This is a genomic window from Fodinicola acaciae, assembly GCF_010993745.1.
Taxonomy (GTDB): domain Bacteria; phylum Actinomycetota; class Actinomycetes; order Mycobacteriales; family HKI-0501; genus Fodinicola; species Fodinicola acaciae.
Genome location: NZ_WOTN01000001.1, coordinates 2,528,875 through 2,547,935, shown reverse-complemented (window position 1 = coordinate 2,547,935; position 19,061 = coordinate 2,528,875). Strand labels below are relative to the sequence as shown.

Annotated in this window: 16 protein-coding genes; 8 read left to right on the top strand and 8 right to left on the bottom strand. The window is 68.2% G+C overall.

All coding sequences use genetic code 11. The features are described 5' to 3' along the window. Positions 1-180 precede the first annotated feature (180 nt). A complete protein-coding gene (locus GNX95_RS11830) occupies positions 181-1,296 on the top strand; it encodes an alpha/beta hydrolase (RefSeq protein WP_163507133.1) in 1,116 nt (371 codons plus the stop codon). On the opposite strand, the gene GNX95_RS11825 is transcribed toward GNX95_RS11830, so the two are convergent. The 5 genes from GNX95_RS11825 to GNX95_RS11805 all read right to left on the bottom strand — a co-directional run bounded on the left by GNX95_RS11825 (position 1,286) and on the right by GNX95_RS11805 (position 7,464). Next, complete coding sequence (locus GNX95_RS11825) at positions 1,286-1,483, bottom strand: hypothetical protein (protein WP_222853527.1); 198 nt, start codon at positions 1,481-1,483, stop codon at positions 1,286-1,288. The genes GNX95_RS11830 and GNX95_RS11825 overlap by 11 nt on opposite strands. 116 nt (positions 1,484-1,599) lie before the next feature. Next, positions 1,600-2,856 (bottom strand): HNH endonuclease signature motif containing protein, encoded by a 1,257-nt coding sequence (locus GNX95_RS11820; RefSeq protein WP_163507132.1) that lies wholly within the window; start codon positions 2,854-2,856, stop codon positions 1,600-1,602. A 1,595-nt stretch (positions 2,857-4,451) separates the two neighbouring features. Beyond that, positions 4,452-5,039 carry a hypothetical protein gene (locus tag GNX95_RS42470; RefSeq protein ID WP_222853526.1) on the bottom strand — a complete coding sequence of 196 codons (588 nt, stop codon included), beginning with the start codon at positions 5,037-5,039 and terminating at the stop codon, positions 4,452-4,454. Positions 5,040-5,067: 28 nt separating this feature from the next. Next, a complete protein-coding gene (locus tag GNX95_RS11810; protein WP_163507131.1) occupies positions 5,068-6,282 on the bottom strand; it encodes an aminopeptidase in 1,215 nt (404 codons plus the stop codon). 12 nt (positions 6,283-6,294) lie between these two features. After that, entirely contained in the window at positions 6,295-7,464 is a 1,170-nt protein-coding gene (locus GNX95_RS11805) for an MFS transporter (protein ID WP_163507130.1), read from the bottom strand. Positions 7,465-7,534: 70 nt separating this feature from the next. Here GNX95_RS11805 and GNX95_RS11800 point away from each other — a divergent pair, with 70 nt between their 5' ends. Together GNX95_RS11800 and GNX95_RS11795 are read left to right on the top strand one after the other, a co-directional pair. After that, a complete protein-coding gene (locus GNX95_RS11800) occupies positions 7,535-8,491 on the top strand; it encodes an ArsR/SmtB family transcription factor (protein WP_222853525.1) in 957 nt (318 codons plus the stop codon). Between the two features lie 173 nt (positions 8,492-8,664). Next, on the top strand, positions 8,665-10,146 hold the full coding sequence (locus GNX95_RS11795) for an amino acid permease (protein WP_163507128.1): 1,482 nt from the start codon (positions 8,665-8,667) through the stop codon (positions 10,144-10,146). A 49-nt stretch (positions 10,147-10,195) separates the two neighbouring features. On the opposite strand, the gene GNX95_RS11790 is transcribed toward GNX95_RS11795, so the two are convergent. After that, on the bottom strand, positions 10,196-10,876 hold the full coding sequence (locus GNX95_RS11790) for an iron-dependent transcriptional repressor DtxR (protein WP_163507127.1): 681 nt from the start codon (positions 10,874-10,876) through the stop codon (positions 10,196-10,198). Between the two features lie 59 nt (positions 10,877-10,935). On the opposite strand from GNX95_RS11790, the gene GNX95_RS11785 reads away from it, so the two are divergent. The 4 genes from GNX95_RS11785 to GNX95_RS11770 all read left to right on the top strand — a co-directional run bounded on the left by GNX95_RS11785 (position 10,936) and on the right by GNX95_RS11770 (position 16,446). After that, positions 10,936-11,772 (top strand): sulfurtransferase, encoded by an 837-nt coding sequence (locus GNX95_RS11785; RefSeq protein ID WP_163507126.1) that lies wholly within the window; start codon positions 10,936-10,938, stop codon positions 11,770-11,772. A 94-nt stretch (positions 11,773-11,866) separates the two neighbouring features. Then, positions 11,867-13,036: an acetoin utilization protein AcuC gene (locus GNX95_RS11780; RefSeq protein WP_163507125.1), complete on the top strand. Its 1,170-nt coding sequence runs from the start codon at positions 11,867-11,869 to the stop codon at positions 13,034-13,036. A gap of 7 nt (positions 13,037-13,043) precedes the next feature. Beyond that, positions 13,044-15,707, top strand: coding sequence for a bifunctional acetate--CoA ligase family protein/GNAT family N-acetyltransferase (locus GNX95_RS11775; RefSeq protein WP_163507124.1), 2,664 nt, complete (start codon positions 13,044-13,046; stop codon positions 15,705-15,707). A 199-nt stretch (positions 15,708-15,906) separates the two neighbouring features. Next, on the top strand, positions 15,907-16,446 hold the full coding sequence (locus GNX95_RS11770; RefSeq protein WP_163507123.1) for a hypothetical protein: 540 nt from the start codon (positions 15,907-15,909) through the stop codon (positions 16,444-16,446). Positions 16,447-16,488: 42 nt separating this feature from the next. Here the strand turns inward: GNX95_RS11770 and GNX95_RS11765 are convergent, their stop codons facing one another. Beyond that, complete coding sequence (locus GNX95_RS11765; protein WP_163507122.1) at positions 16,489-16,875, bottom strand: RidA family protein; 387 nt, start codon at positions 16,873-16,875, stop codon at positions 16,489-16,491. Between the two features lie 27 nt (positions 16,876-16,902). Here GNX95_RS11765 and GNX95_RS11760 point away from each other — a divergent pair, with 27 nt between their 5' ends. Beyond that, entirely contained in the window at positions 16,903-17,790 is an 888-nt protein-coding gene (locus GNX95_RS11760) for an NAD-dependent epimerase/dehydratase family protein (protein WP_163507121.1), read from the top strand. Positions 17,791-17,852: 62 nt separating this feature from the next. On the opposite strand, the gene sigB is transcribed toward GNX95_RS11760, so the two are convergent. Then, on the bottom strand, positions 17,853-18,806 hold the full coding sequence (gene sigB, locus GNX95_RS11755) for an RNA polymerase sigma factor SigB (protein ID WP_163507120.1): 954 nt from the start codon (positions 18,804-18,806) through the stop codon (positions 17,853-17,855). Positions 18,807-19,061 lie beyond the last annotated feature (255 nt).

Below are 19,061 nucleotides of genomic sequence, written 5' to 3'. Positions count from 1 at the left end.
CCGGGCTGAAGATCGCTGGCGCCGCCGTCGCCGGCCCGGTGATGAGCTGACGGGTTCGATCGGTCGTACGGCGGATACGACCCCCGCCAGCCGGTTGGATCATGACCGTCCGCCGACGTAGGCATCCCGCACCGGATCGAGGCAGGCTGGACTGATCCGTGGAGGTGGGATGGCGCTGGGATGATCGGGCCGAGCAGCTGGGTTTTCCTTGCGATCGTGCTCAACCTGACCGTGATCGCGACGGCCGTCGCCGCCGTGACCTGGCAGGTGCGACGTTGGCGGCTCGCCCGCCGCCTCGTCGCCACCTTCACCATCGAGCTGCTGGTGCTGGTCAGCCTCGGGGCCGTGATCAACGTCAACCAGCAGTTCTACACCACCTGGCCGGCGCTGTTCGGAGTCCAGGACCGCTCGGAGCACGTGCAGGTGGTCGTCGACCAGTCGGCCCGGCCGACACGGCCGGGGCCGGCGCCGACCGGCAGTGCGGCGCGTACGGCCGCCATCGACAGGACCGAAGCCGGCCGGAGTCGCATCGTCAACGTCACGCTGGTCGGCCGGCGTACCGGCTATCGGCTCGCCGGCGTCGCGTACGTTCCGGGTTCCTACTTCCACCCCGACCAGGCGCAGCGGCGTTTTCCGGTCGTCATGCTGCTCACCGGTTATCCCGGCACGCCACGGATCTGGCCGGACCGGCTGCGGCTCAAGGAGGTCCTGGACAGGCAGATCCGCACTGGACGGATGCCGGCCGTTCTCGCGGTGATGCCGCGCCAGGACCCCGACCATCCGCGGGACAGCGAGTGCGTGGACGCGGTCGGCGGCGCGCGCGCCGGCACCTACCTCGGCGAGGACGTCCCGGACGCCGTGGCCGCGCGGTTCCGCGTACGGACCGACCGCGACGGCTGGGCGGTGATGGGTTATTCGACCGGTGGGTTCTGCGCGGCGAACCTGGCGATCGGCCACCCGCGGCGTTTCTCCAAGGCGATCAGCCTCTCCGGATATTTCACCGCCATCACCGACGCGTCCACCGGCGACCTCTACCACGGCGACGCCGCGGCGCGGCGGCTGAACAGCCCGCTCTGGTCGGTCGCACACCGGCCGCACGCACCGCTGACGTTCTTCGTCTCCGCGGCCAAGGACCACCACGGTGACCTGACCGCCGCGCTCGCCTTCGCCAAAGCCGTACGCGCACCGGACGGCGTGACCGTCGCTCTCATCGCGACCGGCGGGCACAGCACGGCCGCCTGGCAGAACATGGCCCCACACGCGTTCGGCTGGCTCGGCCAACACCTCACCTCCTGATGGCGATTGGCACGAGTCCCGCGACCAGCTCGTCCGCGCTGAGCACGTCGTACGCCGGCGCCGCCAGCTCCTCGGTGAGCGTCTCGATCCGCTCCCTGGTCTGCCGGGTCCACCACGCCACGGTCGTGCAGGCCCTCGACGACAGCTGCCATCCGCGCCTTCGGAATGTGGCGGGCCACCTCGCCATCGGCGAAGTTGTAGAACATCGCATGCATGCGGGGGAGGAGCAGGTAACGAAGGAAGCGCTGTTTTCGTTACCTGACTCGATGATCTGGTTTGGGGGTGAGGGGCCACCTGTTCTGTTCAGTTGAACAGGTGGTAGGTATTTCGCAGCGGCTTTTGCTCGAAGTCCACATACTGCGGTGGAATGAATTCCGGCACGCCGTCGACGATCTGGACTTGCCAGTCGCCGTGGTGGATCTGTCGGTGGTGAAATTCGCACAGCAGCACGCAATTGTCGATGGAGGTTTCACCTCCGTCGGCCCAGTGCCGCACGTGGTGGGCTTTCGTCCAGCGTACGGGTCGGGTGCAGCCGATCATCGCGCAGCCGCGGTCACGCGCGATCAACGCTTTGCGCAGCTCGTCGGTGACCAGCCGTTCGGTGCGGCCGACGTCCAATGCTTCGCTTTGGGTGCCGAGCACCAGTGGAGTGATGTCGCAGTCGCACGCTAGCCGGCGGGCGGCTTCGGGGCTGAGGACGGTGTTTTCGTACGCGCGGACCTGCCCGAGCTTCTCTCTGAGCATGTCCCAGGACAAGGTGATGGTCAGGTGCGGGCGCTCGCGGCCCTGGATCGGCAGCTTCTCACTGTCCGCGATCAGGTTCAGCGCATCGGCCAACGCGTCGCCGTTGCGCTCGGCGGCCGAGCGGCGGTCTTTGGTTTTGCCTTTGTCGTCGGTGCGTGGCTTGGCCAGCGGTGACAGGATTTCCTGCATCAGGCTGCCGGTCTCGGCATCGAGGCTGCCGCGGAAGGCGAGCCGACCATCGGTGCCGGTGCGCAAATACAATTCTCGGCGCGGCTTGGCGTTCTCCTCTTCCGACGGCATGGTGCCGTCCGGGTCGAGGTGGCCGTGGACGCGGTTGCCGAGCTGGTGCAACTCACGCACACGCAACTGCGATGCCGCGTCGACCAACGTTTTCTCGGCGAACCGCCGCTCCTGGATACCGACCCGGCGCGGCAACTTGGTGATAATCGTGCGGATCGCGTCCAACTGCGAATCGGCAAGCTCGCCGCGGCGCATCGCTTCGCCGGCGTATTCCAACTGTGGCGCCAGCTTCTCACCGGTGGCCAGTGCGCGGCTGCCGCAGAATGTCCGTGCGCGCTGCACGCATCGGCTGGCCTCGGTGGGGGAGAACTTCATGAAATCCTCCAGGAACGCGGCCGTGTCGGCGTGCCCGAACTTCGTCGTGATCGTCTGGTCATCGGCGGCTTTCACCACCGCCAGAAGCGCGGCTTTGGCCGTACGCACCGCCTGCTCCGCATACCGCAACGCGGCCGCGAACTCCTCCTTGCCGGACAGCAACGACGGATCACCCGCCGGCTGAAATGAAGGAGTGGTCATGCCACCAACAATACCAAACCGACCGACAAACCGGATCGCCAGGGTCGTGCGTTTCCGTTGCCGTGCAACGCAAATCGCAGCGCGCGCGTTGGATTGCAATAGACTCTACTGCTATCTCTTCAGGGTGACCCCGCTAGCCTCACTTTTTCGTACGACCAGCAGGCTGGAGGTGGCCTTGTGTAGGTGATTTCTGGTTGTCAGCTCGTTGTCGCTTGCCGGTGTGAGTCCGGTCCGGGTAGCTGTCAGGAGGGCCCGGTAGCAGACTGGCGGCTTGGTCTGGAAACGGGTCGGGTTGAAGCCCGGTGTCGAAAGCCCTGTTGGGGGAGCGACTGAGTGGTCCGTGGCATGACGCGAAACTTGCGGCGTCGTTAGGGGCCTGCCTTTTGGGGTGGGTAGAGGGAGTGCCGAGCCCCCGAAATCAGGGTGAAGGCCATGGAAGGTGCTGAAGACCTGGATGTGCAGGCGCTGAAGAACTCCTCGGCGTATGAGGTGCGGAACGTTCAGATAGTGGCGGCGGGAACTGGTGAGGCCCTCCCCGGCCCGGTGATCTGCGGATGGTTCTCGCCGGAGCGGGGCGCTCTATAACCGATGATCTCGGGAAGTGAGTTGCTAGCCGGGTGGGCGTCGGAGGCGGTCGTAGTACTGCTTGAGCCGGGTGGACAACATAACCACCGGTGAGGGAAGGGCCGCTGCTTCGTCGATGCGTTGTGTCTGATCAAGGAGGAGCCCGGTGAGTGCCGTTTCGGCTAGTCCCACCGCGCAGGGATGTTCTGTGGCGGGCGTGGTTTGTGGTGCGCCGCAACGGCGGCGCGCCGGGCGTCGACAGGACCACGTTGGCTGCTGTCGAGGAGTACGGCGTGGACCGTTTTCTTGACGAGCTGACAAGTGATCTGAGGGAGGGTGTGTATCGGCCGTTGCCGGCTCGTCGGGTGTTCATTCCTAAACCTGGCAGGTCGGATGAGCAGCGGCCGTTGTCGATTCCTTCGATTCGTGACCGGATCCCGGCGGTGAACGGCGTCGGTGAGCCTTGTGCGGGAGAACCGCACGCACGGTTCGATGGGCGGGGACTGGAATCGGCGCACCCTGGCAACGGACACGAAGAAGAACAACCAGCAGGAAACTGCATGGTGCCAATGGCTTCGTGACCTACCGCCAACGACTGCGACCGCGCCAGTCCTCGACCCTACATGCGGATGGTAGTTGATCTTGTGGTGGTGTGTTTGGGGCTTTGATGGAATTTTCGTGGTTGCGGCTCTGTGAAGGCCCGGTTGTCGCACCGGGTAGCGGGTTCCGCGTCCTCTTGGTTGGAGGGGCGTTGGTTTTGGGTTAGGTGTGACCGAATGCGGCGCGTTGGCGGGTGAACGCTGCCACCAGGGCGGTTGTCCATCGCCAGTCGCGGTTCAGGCGTAGATGGCATCCGCGTCAATGATCAACTCCTTCGTCAGATCCGGACCCGCGCCGGCTTGCTACGCTCCACCTGCGGAGTGCCTTCCCGTCAGCGAACACTGGACCTTCGACAAGCCCAGTTTCTCTTACAGGACAGGCACTCTCGCCCATCTCAAGCCCGTGTCACCCAAATCCGTGAAACACCTGGGCTAGATAGCCCGATGGCCCGGTGGCGTGGCGTCCTGGTCGAGGGTGACTTGCCGGGACAGCGACCGCAGCTCCGGGTGGCTGGTCAGCGCGTCGACCAGCGCGGCGCTGCCGCCGACGCAGGTCCAGTCGTCGTCCCACAGAGTGGAGAGCAGCCAGCCGCGGTCGGCCGGAAACATCAGGTTGGGTAGATGTCCCAACCAGAACGAGCCACAGTCCCACCGCCGCCAGGTCGCCGCCTGGTCCGGTCCGGCCATGACCAGCACGTACGGCCACTCAGCGTAGAGGTTCACCCGCGGTGCGTCGGCGAACACGACCTCGTCGGCGCCGGTGTCCAGGTAGCCGAGCCACCATGGCTGGTCCGCGGAATGCTCGCGCAACACCGACAACAGTGCGGATTCGTGGCGTTCCACCTGATTGTCGACCGCCTCGGGAATCAGGATGGTCGCGTACGCCTCGAACACGGGAGGGATCGCCGAGGTGATCGCCAGGCCGACCGCCGTGCCGGCCTCGATCCACGCCACCTCCGCCGGCGTGCCGAGCCGCCAATGCCGGCCGTCGCGGACGACCTGAGGGATGTCGGAGACCATGCCAAGAATGGTCGCATCGCGGCCAAACTCACCTAGCCCTCGGTTGCCATTGTTCGCCGCGGAGCAGCTCGGTCGTGCTGCCGTCGTGGTGGATGCCGGTGACGGTCAGATCGGGGCCGCCGACCATGAAGTCGATGTGCGTACGGGACAGGTTGACGCCGCGGTCCTGTCGTTGCTCGCTGGTCAGGTCTCTCCAGCCGGGCAGGACGCTCGGGATGCCGGCTCCCCAGGCGAGGTGGCAGGTGGCGTTCTCGTCCAGCAGTGTCTCCAGGAAGGTGACTCCGGACTGGCCGATCGGGGAGCTGGCGTCCACGAGCGCGAGTTCGCCGAGTCGCCTGGCGCCGTCGTCGACGGCGAGTTCGGCGCGTACGACGTCGGCGCCCGTCGAGGCGGACACGTCGGTGATGACGCCGTCGGTCAGCGTCAGCCGGAGGTCGCGGACGATCGTGCCGTGTAAGGCCAGCGGCCGGGTGCAGGTGATGTGGCCGTCGGCCCGGCGGCGGTCGGGAGTGGTGTAGACCTCCTCGGTGGGAAGGTTGACCACGTTCGGTTCACCGGTCGGGCCGGTCAGTTCCGAGATTTCCCAATGTGCGCCGGGGATCAGGCCGACGGTCAGATCCGTGCCGTCTCCGCGGTAGTGGATGGCGTCCAGGCGCAGCGCGGTCAGTTGCTTGGCCCTTGTCCGCAGTGTGTCCAGTCGCTGCCGCAGCGCGGTGACCGGATCGGGCTGGTCCAGGCGAAGAAACCGCTCGAGGTAGGTCCACAGCCGTTCGGTGTCTCTGGTGCCGAACACCGCCTTGGCCCACGCTGGCGTCGGATAGCAGGCGATGGTCCAGGACACCTCGGCGAGCTGTTGTACGCGGAAGCGGGAGGCCAGTGCCGGCATCCGGTCGAGTCCGGCGCGGCGGCCGTCCAGGCCGGTCAGCAGGTCGGGCTCGGGGTCGCCGGCGATGATGGCCAGCGCGCCGCCGTCGGCGGCCAGTTGCTCGTACCGGTGATCCAGCCAGGGCGGTGTCCAGGCCAGCGTTTCCTCGGGTGCGTGGCGGATTCGCGACCGTTTGGCGTACGGATCCCAATACCAGATGTCGACGTAGTGGGCGCCGCGACGGTACGCGCCGTCGGCCAGCGCGCGAGCCAGCGGCGCGTGCTCGATGTGGGCGTTGACGGCCAGTCGCTGGCCGGGTCGCAGTCCCAACCCGACGTCCAGCACAGCCGCCGCATAGCGGTCCAGTCGGTCGGTCATTCTGATCTCCTCCTACGTTCGTACGCGGCGAAAACTGGACAGGGTGAGCGCGACCAGGCCGGCCGCGCCGATGCCGGCACAGGTCAGGAAGGCGGCGCCGAAGCCGGCCACCTGCACGATCGGACCGAGGGTGAGTCCAGCGAAGCCGAAGGTGGCGCTGTTGCATGCCGTCGCGACCGCGATGACGAGCGTCCGCTGGCCCGCGGCGGTCCGGCCTGCGGCCAGGTGCAGCAGTGCGGGGAAGCCGAGTGCCTGGCCGCAGCCGAGCAGGATCGTGCCCGCCAGCAGGCCCGCCGGACTGACCGCGACCGCCACGACGAGCAGGCCGCCGGTGATGGCGGCCAACGCCAGGAAACTGGTCGGCTCCGGCCGCGATCGGTCCAGCCAGCGAGCCGCGCCCGGCCGCAGCAGCAGCGTCGAACCGATCAGCGCGACGAAATAGACGGTCGCATCGGGTTGGCCGAGACTTTCGGCATAGAGCGGGACGAACAAGAGATAGCCGTCGGTGCCGTACGTGCAGACAACGAAAAGAAAAGCCAGCAACGCCAGCTGTGCCGACATTCCCGTACGCCACGCCACTTTCTCGACCGGTCCGGTGACTGCTGCCGCCGGTGTGGCCGGCCCTCGGCCGACCAGGACCGCCGAGCCCGCCGCCACCAGCGCCGCCACCGTCCAGACCGCGTCGAACCCCAACCGCACCCGGATCGCCTCGCCGGCGACCGGCCCGGCCAGCAAGCCGACGTACACGGTCAGGCTCAGGTAGCTGACCGCCGAGGCTCGCCGGATCCGCGGCGCCAGCCGGTAGGCGCTGTCGACCGAGGTGGTGTAGAAGGCCGCGTCGGCGGCGCCGATCAGCAGCCGCGAGCCGAACACCGCCGGCAGTACGGGCACCAGGAGCAGGAGGCTTCCCGCCACCAGCAACAGGCATCCGGCGGTCAGTACGGAACGCTCGGACCAGCGCGCCGCCAGCCGCACCATCGGGATCCGGGCCGCCAGTGTCGCCACGCCAAACGTCAACGCGGCCGCACCCACGTCCACCGCGGACCCGTGCAGCGGCCCGACGACGAGCCGCGGCAACACCGGCATCATCATCCCGCTGGCGGTGAAATACCCGAGGGTCGCCACACACAGCACCGCGTACGGCGCGGTCCACAGTCGCTCGCCGGTGTCGGTTGGGTGCATGCCGGCACTATCGGCAACAGCGCCGCAGGTAGGCCAAAGATTCGAGCGGTGTCGAATGTTACGGTCGGCTGTGCCGATCACGCTCACCATCGCAACGGCCGACCTGATGCGCTGCCGATTCGCGATCTCGCCACTCTGGGAGACGCTGGCGGCGGTGCGTACGCTGCTGCTGCCGGAGCGGCACACCGTCCACCTGCCGTGGCTGCCGGCAGCCTCCCGTCACCTCGCCGGGATACGAACCGGTGTCCTGCCGCTGCTCATGCCGCGGCGCGGCTACACCCCCGATTTCCTGACGCCGCCACCGGAACGTCCGGCCACCGACATCGACCAGGAGCTCGACCGCGTACGGAAAACGCCTCCGGACCGGGTGGGCGCCGAGCTCCGCCGGGTCGCCGCCGGACAACCGGCGCTCGACCACCTCGTCGACGACCCGGCCCGCGCGGTCGCCGCACTCATCGAGGAAATCCGCACCTGCTGGCACCTGCTGGTCGAACCCGACTGGCCGCGGATCCGGGAAACCCTCGACCGCGACATCGCCTACCGCGCCGACCGGCTCACCCGCGGCGGCATCGAACTCCTCATCGCCGACCTGCACCCGGCCGTACGGTGGACCGGAGGTCGACTGGTGATCGACGGCGTCGACGACGAACGCACACTGGCCGGGCGCGGACTCGTGATGGTGCCGAGCGTCTTCGCCTGGCCGGCCGTCTCGGTCATCACCGACATCTCGTGGCAGCCGACGCTCGTCTATCCCACCCGCGGCATCGCAAACCTCTGGCAACGACCGGAAAACAGTGCACCAGCGGCCCTCGCGGCGCTGCTTGGCCGTACGCGCGCAAGCGTCCTGTGCACATTGACCGAGCCGGTGACCACCACCGCTTTGGCCGCGCGACTGGGAATGAGCCCGGCCACCATCTCCGCGCACCTGACGATCCTGCGCGACGCCCGGCTGGCCACGAGCCGGCGTAAGGGCCATCGGATGCTCTACACACTCACCTCCCTGGGCCGCGCACTCACCAAACCCTGACCTGGGTCGAATGTCCGCTTTGGTGCACTCGGTCACCGGCCGACCGCTTCCCCGTCGATACGTTGCCATTTCGTTACAGAGGCTTTGTCCTTTTCGTCGGACGTCTACGTGCGTCGAGTCGGCGGATTTGCGATAGTGCGTCCACAAGTTCCCCACGAAAGAGGGCGACACATATGAATCTCCTGCGCACGAAGACGATCGAGCAATGCGTCTCGGACACCGACGAGCCGGAGACGCGGCTACGGAAGAGCCTGAGCGCGCTGGATCTCACCGTCTTCGGTGTCGCGGTCATGATCGGCGCCGGCATCTTCATCCTGACCGGCCGGGCCGCGGCGACCACGTCGGGTCCGGCGATCGTGGTGTCGTTCGTGCTTGCGGCGATCGCGTGCGGCTTCGCCGGGCTGTGCTACGCGGAGTTCGCCTCGACGGTCCCGGTGGCCGGCAGCGCGTACACCTACTCGTACGCCACCCTCGGCGAGTTCGTCGCCTGGATCATCGGCTGGGACCTGGCGCTGGAGCTGGCGCTCGGCGCGGCGACCGTGTCCAAGGGCTGGTCGAGCTATCTGCTCAACACGCTGCAGGGCTTCGGCATCCCGGTGCCGGACTGGTTCGCCGGACCCAAGGCGACCATCGACTTCGGTGCGTTCCTGCTGGTCGCGGTGCTGACCACGCTGCTGGCGTTGGGGACCAAGCTGTCCAGCCGGGTGTCGCTGGTGATCACCTCGATCAAGGTCGCGGTGGTGTTGCTGGTGATCGTCGCCGGCCTGTTCTACATCGTGCCGTCCAACTACGTGCCGTTTTTGCCGCCGACCCAGGCGGTCCCGGCCGGCACCACCGACCTGTTCCACAGCACGCTCGTACAGGTCGCGACCGGCGGCGCCGGCACGGCGTTCGGCCTGTTCGGCGTCTTCGCCGGCGCGTCGCTGGTGTTCTTCGCGTTCATCGGCTTCGACGTGGTGGCGACCGCGGCCGAGGAGACCCGCAACCCGCAGCGTGACGTACCGCGCGGCATCATCGGCTCGCTGCTGATCTGTACGGTCCTCTACTGCGCCGTCTCGCTGGTCGTCACCGGCATGCAGAACTACACCAAGATCGACCCCAAGTCGGCGGCGCCGCTGGCCGACGCGTTCAAGGCACACGGCGTCACCTGGACCAGCCAGATCATCTCGGTCGGCGCGCTCTGCGGCCTGACCACCGTGGTGATGGTGCTGCTGCTCGGCCAGAGCCGCGTGCTGTTCGCCATGAGCCGCGACAACCTGCTGCCGCGTACGTTCGCCAGGACCAACCCCAAGACCAACACGCCGGTCTACATCACCATCACCATCGGCGTGATCGTCGCGATCTTCGCGGCCGCGATCCCGATCTCCGACCTGGAGGAAATGGTCAACATCGGTACGCTGTTCGCGTTCATCGTGGTGTCGGCCGGTGTCTGGGTCCTGCGCAAGAAACGGCCCGAGCTGCCGCGCAAGTTCAAGGTGCCGGCGGTCAGCGTGGTCGCCACCCTGGCGATCCTGTTCTGCCTCTGGCTGATGCTCAACCTGCAGGTGTGGACCTGGCTGCGGTTCCTGATCTGGATGGTCGCCGGCCTGGTGCTCTACTTCGCCTACGGCGCACGCAAATCGCGGCTCGCCGTCGCGGAGAAGGTGTCGCGGTAAGCAAAAAGCGGGCCGCCGGGTTTCCGGCGGCCCGCTTTTCTTTGCTGTGTCAGGAAGCGCCGACGAACACCAGGTTGGCGACCTCGCGCGGCAGCGCCACCGTACGGTCGCCGTTGGCGACCTGCATGCCGCCGTCGATCCGCGACACCGTGACGGTCGCGCCAGGCGCCACACCGGCGCTGTGCAGCTGCTCCATCATCCGCTCGTCGGCCTGCAGCAGCTCGGAGATCCGCCGCACGATGACCGGATTCTCGTCGCGTACGCTGTCCAGGCTGACCGCCGGCTCCGGCTCGACCGGGTCGGTGATCAGCTCGTCCAGCTCGTCCAGGCCGGGGATCCGGTTGCCGTACGGCGACACCTTTGGCCGGCCGAGCAGCTCGTACACCTTGCGCTCCACCGCGTCGCTCATCACGTGTTCCCACCGGCACGCCTCGCCGTGCGCGGCCTCGTACTCCAGGCCGATCACGTTCACCAGCAGCAGCTCGGCCAGCCGGTGCTTGCGCATCACCGAGATGGCCCGGCGGCGGCCCTCGTCGGTCAGCTCCAGGTGCCGGTCGCCGGAAACCCGGACCAGCCCGTCGCGCTCCATCCGCGCCACGGTCTGGCTGACCGTCGGTCCGCTCTGGTGCAAACGCTCGGCGATCCGCGCGCGCAGCGGCGTGATGCCTTCCTCCTCGAGGTCGAGGACGGTGCGCAAATACATCTCAGTGGTGTCAATAAGGTCGTTCACCGCGTGCCTCCTCCCGCCCCGCCAAGCCTACCCGTACCAGCTTGGTCGAGACTGATCCCATGTCCCGTTCCCCGATCGTCTCGACACCCGCGCTGCAGGCCATGCTGGCAGGCCCGAAGCCGCCGCGGTTGCTCGACGTCCGCTGGCATCTCGGCGGTCCGGACGGCCGGCCGGAGTACGCCGCCGGGCACCTCCCCGGTGCCGTTTACGTGGACCTGGAAACGGTGTTCTCCGGACCCGCGACAGGCTCCGGCGGCCGGCATCCGCTGCCGGAGATTTCGGCTCTGCAACAGGGATTACGCGAGGCTGGCGTGTCCGTGGACCGGCCGATCGTCTGTTACGACGCCGGCGACGGACTGGCCGCCGGGCGCGCGTGGTGGATGCTGCGGTGGGCCGGTCATCCGGAGGTGTACGTGCTCGACGGCGGCTGGTCGGCGTGGACCGGCGAGACGAGCGACGAGCCGGTGAGCGTCGAGCCGTCGGACTTCGTCGTACGTCCAGGCGGCATGCCTTTGGTCGACGCCGACGGCGCGGCGGCCGCGGCCCGCGACGGCGTGTTGATGGACGTACGCGCGCACAACCGCTACACCGGCGAGTTCGAGCCGCTCGACCCGGTCGCCGGCCACATCCCCGGTGCCGTCAACGTGCCCGGGCAGGACGACTACACCGCCGACGGACTCCTCCGCGAGCCGGCTGAGCTGGCCAAACGCTACACGCGGGCCGGTGTCGACGGGTCCGCGCCGGTGGCCGTCTCGTGCGGCTCCGGCATCACCGCCGCGCGTACGATCCTGGCCATCCACGCCGCCGGCCTGGCCGACACCGCGCCCGCGCTCTACGCCGGCTCGTTCAGCGACTGGATCTCCGAACCCTCGCGCCCGGTCGCCACCGGCGACTGACTGGCCGCATGGCCACCATGCGTGCGTCCAGCGCAAGCATGGTGGCCATGCGACCTTGCGTGCGCTGGACGGCGCGGCGTGGTGGGATACGGGCATGCAGACCGCGCTGGTGTGGGACCCGGCCCTGCTCGGCTACGACCTCGGCGAGCATCCGCTCGATCCGGTGCGGGTGGAGCTGACGGTCGCGCTGGCGCGTGAGCTCGGCGTGCTGGACCGCGACGGCGTCGAGCTGGTGGTCCCCGAGCCGGCGACGGAGGAGGCCCTGCTCAGGGTCCACTCCGCCGAGTATCTGCGGGCCGTGCGGGCGGCGCCGTACGACCCGTTCTGGACCGGCTATGGCCTCAACACGCCCGACAACCCCGTCTTCGACCACATGCACGAGGCGTCCGCGCTGGTCTGCGGTGGCAGCCTGGCCGCGGTGGAGGCGGTGTGGTCCGGCCGTACGCTGCGCGCCGCCAACATCGCCGGCGGCCTGCACCACGCGATGCGCTCGTCGGCCTCCGGATTCTGCGTCTACAACGACGTGGCGGTGGGGATCGCGCGGCTGCTCGACCTCGGCGCCGAGCGGGTCGCATACGTCGACCTCGACGTGCATCATGGCGACGGCGTGCAGGCCGCGTTCTACAGCGACCCGCGCGTACTCACGATCAGCCTGCACGAGACACCGCTCGCGCTTTTCCCCGGCACCGGTTTCTCCGAGGAGGTCGGGGCCGGCGGCGCGGAGGGGATGGCCGTCAACGTGCCGCTGCCGCCTGGCGTCGGCGACACCGAGTGGCTGCGGGCGTTCCACGCGGTCGTGCCGAGCCTGCTGCGGGCTTTCCGGCCGCAAATCCTGCTCACCCAGTGCGGCTGCGACACGCACGCCGTCGATCCGCTGGCCGACCTGCGTCTCACCGTCGACGGACAGCGCGCTTCCTATCTGGCGATGGAAAAACTCGCCGAGGAGCTGACCGGCGGGAAATGGGTGTGTTTTGGTGGCGGTGGATACGGCATCGTCGGCGTCGTGCCGCGCGCGTGGACGCATCTGCTCGCCACGGTCACCGGGAAGCCGCTGGACGGGCAGATCCAGACGCCGGACAAATGGCGTGAGCTGGCCGCCGAAAGGCGGCCGTCGGCGCGGGTGCCGCTCACGATGACCGACGGTGGCAACACGGAGTTCACGCCGTGGCAGCGCGGCGGTGACAGCGTGGACCGTGCCGTACTGGCGACCCGCCGCGCCGTCTATCCGCTGCACGGCCTCGACCCGGACGACCCGAGGGACTGAGGACATCATGGCCGGTTATCCCGACCACCGCGCCGCCGACGTGCTGCTGTCCGACGGCGGCACCGTCCACATCAGACCGATCCGGGAGTCGGACGCCGACCAGGTGGTCGCGTTGCACTCGCGGTTCAGCGACCGTACGCGCTATCTGCGTTACTTTTCACCGTATCCAAGGATCCCCGAGCGCGACCTGAAGCGTTTCGTGACCGTCGACCACGTCGACCGCGAGGCTTTCGTCGTGGAGCTGGGCGACGACCTGATCGCGATCGGCCGCTATGACCGGATCTCCGCCGACGACGCCGAGGTCGCTTTCGTCGTCGAGGACACGCACCAGGGCCGCGGCATCGGATCCGTGCTGTTGGAGCATCTTGCCGCCGCCGCGCAGGAAAACCACATCCGGCGGTTCGTCGCCGAGGTGCTGCCGACCAACTACACGATGATGCGCGTCTTCAGCGACGCCGGCTACACGGTGGCGCGGTCGTACGACGACGGCGTCGTGCACCTGGAGTGGGATGTCGGCGAGACCTCGAAATCCATCGACGTGTCGCGGCAGCGCGAGCAGCGCAGCGAGGCGGCGTCGATCACCAGACTGCTCGCGCCGCGGTCGGTGGCGGTGATCGGCGCCAGCTCGACCGAGGCGGTCGCCGGCCGGGTATTGCTGGAAAACCTGCGCGAGGCCGGCTTCGCCGGCCCGGTGTACGCGGTCAACCCGCGCCGCAGCCAGGTCGCCGGCCAGGCGTCTTTCGCCGCTGTCACGGACATCCCCGGCGGCGTCGACCTGGCCGTGGTGGCCGTGCCGGCCGCGGCGGTGCCGGAGGTCGTACGCCAGTGCGGCCGCGCCGGCGTACGCGGGCTGGTGATCGTCTCGGGTGGCTTTGCCGAAATCGGCCCGGAAGGGCGGAAAGCCGAGCGGGAGATCGTGCTTTCCGCACGGTCCAACGGAATGCGAGTGGTCGGGCCCAACTGTCTCGGTGTTCTCAACACCCATCCGGACGTACGGCTGAACGCGTCGCTGGCGCCGACTCTGCCGTTGCGCGGGCGCGTCGGCTTCTTCTGCCAGTCCGGTGCGCTTGGCATCGCGTTGCTCGACCAGGCGGAGCAGCGCGGCATCGGACTGTCCACTGTGGTCAGTGCCGGCAACCGCGCGGACGTCAGCGGCAACGACCTGATGCAATACTGGCTCGACGATCCGAGCACCGACGTGGTGCTGCTTTACCTGGAATCCTTCGGAAATCCGCGGAAGTTCGCGCGCGTCGCGCGGCGGCTGGCGCGCCGTAAGCCGGTCGTCGCGGTGAAAAGCTCCACGCCGCCGCCGGCGCTGGCCGGTCTCGGTCCGAGCGTCAGCGACGGCGGCATCGAGGCACTTTTCGCGCAGTCCGGCGTGATCCGGGTCAACACCGTGTCGCAACTGTTCGACGTGGCGCAGATCCTGGCATACCAGCCGCTGCCCGCCGGCCGTACGGTCGCGATCGTCGGCAACTCGGCGGCGCTCGGCGTGCTCGCCGCAGACGCCTGCGCGGCCGAGTCGCTGCGGGTCGCCGACGGCTCGCCGGTCGACATCGGACCGGAGGCGTCGGCGGAGGACTTCGCCGCGGCGCTGCGGACGGCGGTGGCCGACGAAAACGTCCACGCGCTGGTCGCGGTTTTCGTGCCCGCGCTGGCGACGTCGGCAGAGGCTTACGCGAACGTGCTCAAGGAAACCGTCGGAGACTGCGGAAAACCGGTCGTGTCGACGTTCCTGGCCGCCGAAGGCGTGCCGGAGCGGCTGCGCTATCGCGGCCGCGGCGGACACACAGACCGAGGCTCGGTGCCGTCGTACGCCTCACCGGAGGAGGCCGTGCACGCGCTCGGCCTGGTCGCCAACTACGCCGACTGGCGGCGAGCGCCGGCCGGAACGCTGCCGGGCCGGTCCGGTGTCGACGTCGCTGGCGCGCGGGTCGTGGTGCACAAATGGGATGCGCGGCACCATCTCTCCGAACATCCCGATGGCATCCAGATGAGCGACCAGGCCGCGGCGGATCTGCTTGGCGCGTATGGGATATCCGTGCAACCGTCGGTGCGTTGCGGCAGTTTGGAGGAGGCGCTGGCGGCGGCCGACTCGCTCGGCTATCCGGTGGCGTTGAAGGCGTCCAACGACGAGCTGCGACACCGCATCGACCTCGGCATGGTCCGGCTGGACATCGGCGGACCCGGTGAGCTTTCCGCGGCATATCCGCGAATCCGGGACGTGTTGGCCGCCTCCGGCGCCGATCCGGCGGTTTTGCTGCAGGGCATGGTGGATCCAGGCGTCGCGTGCCTGGTCGAGGTGGTCGACGACCCGTCTTTCGGCCTGGTGCTTGGCTTTGGTCTGGCCGGCGTGGCGACCGAGCTGCTCGGCGACCTGGCCTGGCGCGCCATCCCGGTCACCGACGTCGACGCCGCCAACCTGGTCCGCGCGCCGCTCGCCGCGCCGCTGCTTTTCGGTCACCGCGGCGCGACACCGGTCGACGCGGACGCCCTTTCCGACCTCATGCTGCGGATCGGCATGCTGGCCGACGACACACCGGAGATCCGCCACCTCACCCTGCGTCCGGTGTTGGCGAGGCCGGACGGATTTTCCGTGCTGCACGCGTCCGTACGCCTCGGTCCGCCGGCTGCGCGGCCCGACCACGGCCCGCGCAAGCTCTGGTCGTAACCGGCAACCGACGGCCGTTCGATGGAAATGCCCTCGTTTTCCATTCCCATGGCCGTCCGCGCCGCCGGTAAACATCCGGCAATTTATTGACGTTTAGCACGATCGACTCGTTACTTCTGTGAATTGCCCCGATATTCCGGATGAGTACATTTACCAAGGTCCAGTTCTCGTACCCAGCTACTCAGAGGGATGAGGTCAGATGGCAAGAATCCTCAGACGACTGCTGTTCCTCGTCGCCGCGATCGTCGGTGTCGTCGCGGTGACGGCACCGTCGTACGCGTCCTTTGTGACGTACTCTCCGACGTACTGTGCCGCGGTCATCTCGAAATCCGGCCCCAACGGCCAGGTGTCCCGGGTCATCAGGAAACAATGCTCGACCGATCGCGCCGACCTGGCTTCGATCGAGCTCGCCGGGACCCGGCTCATCCGGGTCTACGTCAACGCGAACTACGCCGGATGTCCGGCCAGCAGCCCGAACCCCGCCTTCTGCACGGACATTCTCGGCAACGACGGGCCGTGCGACGCGGCCGGCTACCGGATCGCGAACATCGACGGCATCCTGCCGTCGAACTGGGGATACCTGATCTCGGCCTTCCAGACCTTTGGCAACTGTTTCCGGGTCACCGGCTACTGGAACGTCGACTATGGCGAGCCGCACCAGGACTATCTGGGAAACACACCGTACGTCGGTGACACCCTGAACGACCATTTCCTGTCGGCGCATCTCGCGGCCGCGTAACGGAAATCCGTCGGCTCGCCGCTCGATGACGCGCGGCGAGCCTCACAGCGCGGCGATCGCCTCGACCTCGACGCGAAACCGCGGGTCGACCAGGCCGGCGACTCGCACCAGCGAGCTGGCCGGGGGATTGTCCAGCGAGACGTGCCGGTCGCGTACGGCCCGGAACACCGGGAGATCGGCGAGGTCGGTCAGGAACACGGTGATCTTCACGATGTCGGCCATCGTGCCGCCGGCGGCCTCCACGGCTTTCCTGATATTGCCGAAAACCTGCTCGATCTGCGCCTCGGGGTCGTCGGCGCCGACCAGGTTTCCGCCGGCGTCCAACGGCACCTGGCCGGAGATCACCACCGTCCGGCCGTCGTACGCGACGGCGTGGCTGTATCCGTTGACCGGCGGCATGCCGTCGGGACGTACGTGATGCTGCTGCATGTCACCGAGGTTAGTACGGTCGTGATCATGCGGATTCTGGTGCTGGGTGGGACGGCGTTCGTCGGGCGAGCGATCGTCGAGGAGGCGTTGCGCAACGGCGACGAGGTCACGATCTTCGGCCGGGGAAGGACCGGCACCGAGCTTTTCCCCGGCGTGGAGCGCAGGATCGGCGACCGTGACACGGATGACTACGCGTCATTGGAAAACGACGGCTGGGACGCGGTCGTCGATGTCAGCGGATACGTCACGCGGCACGTGGACAGGGCGATGGAGGTGCTCGGCGACCGCGTCGGCCGCTATCTATTCGTCTCCAGCCACGCGGTTTACCAGCGCGAGGGGATCGGACCGGACAACGACGAGGACACGCCGCGGCGCGTGCCGGTCCGCGATCCGGAGCTGCTGACCGAGGACACCTACGGTCCGGCGAAGGTCGCCTGTGAGGACGACATCGTTGCCAGATATGGCGATCGCGCCACCATAGTGCGTCCGTGCAAGGTCGCCGGCCCGCACGACGAGTCGCGTTCGTTTCCGCACTGGGTCCGGGAGGCGGCCCGTGGCGGCCGGGTGGAGCTGCCCGGTGACCCCGACCAGCCGTCCCAGATCGTCGATGTGCGCGATGTGGCCGTGCTCGTACGGAAACTGTTGGCCGACGGCCGGCCCGGCGCGTACAACGCGGCCGGACCCGCGGATCCGGTGACGCTGGCCGGTCTCATCCAGGTCTGCGCCGAGGTCGCCGGCACGACCGTCGAGATCGTGCCGGTGGCGGAACGGCCAGGTCCGCCGTACTTCCCGCTCGTACGGCCGAAGTCGATGTGGTCGACTCAGCAGCGGTCGATGGTCAAAGCGCGCGCGGCCGGCCTGCCCGCCACGCCGCTCGCCGTCACCGCCAAGGACGTGCTCGCGTCGCTGGCGTAAGGCCGCATGGCCCCCATGCTTGCGTCCAACGCAAGCATGGGGGCCATGCGATCCTTCCGACGCTAGCTGGCGAAGGCCCGCAGCCGGTCGCAGCGGGACGGGTCGCGCAGCTTGCTCATGCACGACTTCTCGATCTGCCGGATCCGCTCGCGGGACAGGCCGAACTCGCGGCCGATCTCCTCCAGCGTACGAGTGCGTCCGTCGCCGAGACCGAAGCGCAGCACCACCACGTCGCGCTCGCGCTGCGTCAGCGACTCCAGGACGCTGCGCACCTCGTTCTTCAGCAGGCCGTAGGCCATGCCGTCGCCAGGCAGGTAGGGGTCGCTGTCGGCGATGAAGTCGCCGAGCAGCGTCTCGCCGTCGTCGCCGACGGTCTGGTCCAGGCTGACCGGCTCGCGGTCATAGCCGAGCAGCTCGACGACCCGCGCCGGCTCCACCTCGAGCTTGGCCGCGATCTCCTCGATGCTGGCGTCCCGGCCGAGCTCGACGGACAGCTCGCGGCGGGCCCGTACCAGCCGGTTGACCTGCTCCACCAGGTGGACCGGCAGCCGGATGGTGCGCGACTGGTCGGCCATCGCCCGGGTGATCGCCTGGCGGATCCACCAGGTGGCGTACGTGGAGAACTTGAAGCCCTTGGTGTAGTCGAACTTCTCCACCGCGCGGATCAGGCCGAGGTTGCCTTCCTGGATCAGGTCCAGCAGCGCCATGCCGCGACCGGTGTAGCGCTTGGCGATGCTCACCACGAGCCGAAGGTTGGCCTCCAGCAGCCGGGCCTTGGCCGCCGCGCCTTCGCCGACGATGGTCCGCAGGTCGGCGACCAGCTGCGGGTCGCTGTCGCGTCCCTGGTCGAGTCGTTCCTCGGCGTACAGACCCGCCTCGATGGCCTTGGAGAGCTCGACTTCCTCGGCCGCGGTGAGCAGCTTGGTCTTGCCGATGCCGTTCAGATATGTGCGCACCAGGTCCGTCGAGACGGTCGCCTCGGCGTCCTGCCAGGTTTCCACCAACTGGAGTGCCACTGCCTTCGCCTCCTTCTATCCCCGCCGCCCCGTTCGGCGGTGTTGAGGAGGACTCTGCCTGGTGAGGCGTGAAGCGGCGGTAAGACGAATGTGTGATCCATGTGAGGTTTCCGCGCGGATCCACAGACTCTGGCCCGATTGGCGGTATCTGCTCTCCAGTGTGCGGTTCGTTGTCAAGCGCGGTCGGTCACCAGAGTTCTACTCGACGTAGAATGGGGTCGGGTCCGGGTGAGGTCTCGTCCGGCGAAGTGATAG